The 1,397-nt window shown below is 69.5% G+C and carries 1 protein-coding gene; it reads left to right on the forward strand.

All coding sequences use genetic code 11. The features are described 5' to 3' along the window. On the forward strand, positions 1-1,397 hold a 1,397-nt coding region (locus tag AC6EI8_RS26495), incomplete at both ends, for an AsmA family protein (protein WP_498383395.1).

Consider the following 1,397-nt stretch of genomic DNA (forward strand, 5'->3'; position numbering starts at 1 on the left):
GGCGAACCGGTCTACGGCATCCGCTGGCGCGCGGTCGGCCATTACAACAAGGCCACCATCAACGCCAACGGCAAGGCCGGCGCGGTGCTGAACCTGCGCGACGCCAGCCGGCCCTACCCGCTGCAGGCCGATGTGCGCGTCGGCAGCACCCGCGCGCAGATCGAGGGCACGCTGACGGAGCCGGCCCGACTCGCCGCGCTGGACCTGATGCTGCAGCTGTCCGGCGAGAGCATGGCCGACCTGTATTCGCTGACCGGCGTCGTGCTGCCCGAAACCCCGCCGTATCGCACCAACGGCCGCCTGACCGCGACGCTGCGCAAGGGCGCGTCGGTCTATCGCTATCAGAACTTCACCGGCCGGGTGGGCGGCAGCGACCTGGGCGGCACGCTGACCTATACGCAGCGCGAGCCGCGCCCGCTGCTCGCCGGCGAACTGGTGTCCAGGCAGTTGCGCTTCGAGGACCTGGCGCCGCTGATCGGCGCCGACGCCAAGCCGGGCCAGGCCGCGGCGCGCAGCCCGGTGCGCCAGCCGGCCGACAAGGCGTTGCCGGTGGCGCCGTTCCGCACCGAGCGCTGGGACGATATCGATGCCGACGTGCGCTTCACGGGCCAGCGCATCATTCGCGACGTCGACCTGCCGATCAACAATCTGCAGACCCATATCGTGCTGCAGGACGGCGTGCTGAACCTGAAGCCGCTGAACTTCGGCGTGGCCGGCGGCACCCTGAGTTCGATGCTGCAGCTCAATGGCAAGCGCACGCCGATGGGCGCGACCATCGACATGACGGCGCGCCATCTGAAGATCAAGCAGCTGTTCCCCAACCTCGAATCGATGCGCGCCAGCATCGGCGAGATCAACGGGGCCGCCAAGCTGTCGGCCACCGGCAATTCGGTGGCGGCGCTGCTCGGCTCGTCCAACGGCGAGGCGCGGCTGCTGGTCGAGAACGGCACCATCAGCAAGTTCATCCTCGAGGCGATGGGGCTGAACGTCGGCAGCGTGATCATCGCCAAGCTGTTCGGCGACAAGCCGGTACAGATCAACTGCGGGGTGGCGGACTTCACCTTCACCAACGGCATGGGCCGCGCTCGCACCTTCGTCATCGACACGCAGGACGCGACCATCACGGCCACCGGCGTGGTGGACCTGTCCAGCGAGCGGCTGGGCCTGACGATCAACCCCGACTCCAAGGGCATGCGCGTGTTCTCGCTACGCTCGCCGCTGTATGTCGGCGGTACGCTGAAGGACCCGCGCGTCAGCCCGGACATCGGCGTGCTGGCGCTGCGGGCCGGCGGCGCGGTGGCGCTGGCGCTGCTGGCGCCGGTCGCCACGGTGCTGCCGCTGATCGATCTGTCGCCGGCCGAGGACAGCCAGTGCGGCAAGCTGCTGGCGGAGCTGCG

It is taken from the genome of Cupriavidus sp. R6-3 (assembly GCF_059772245.1).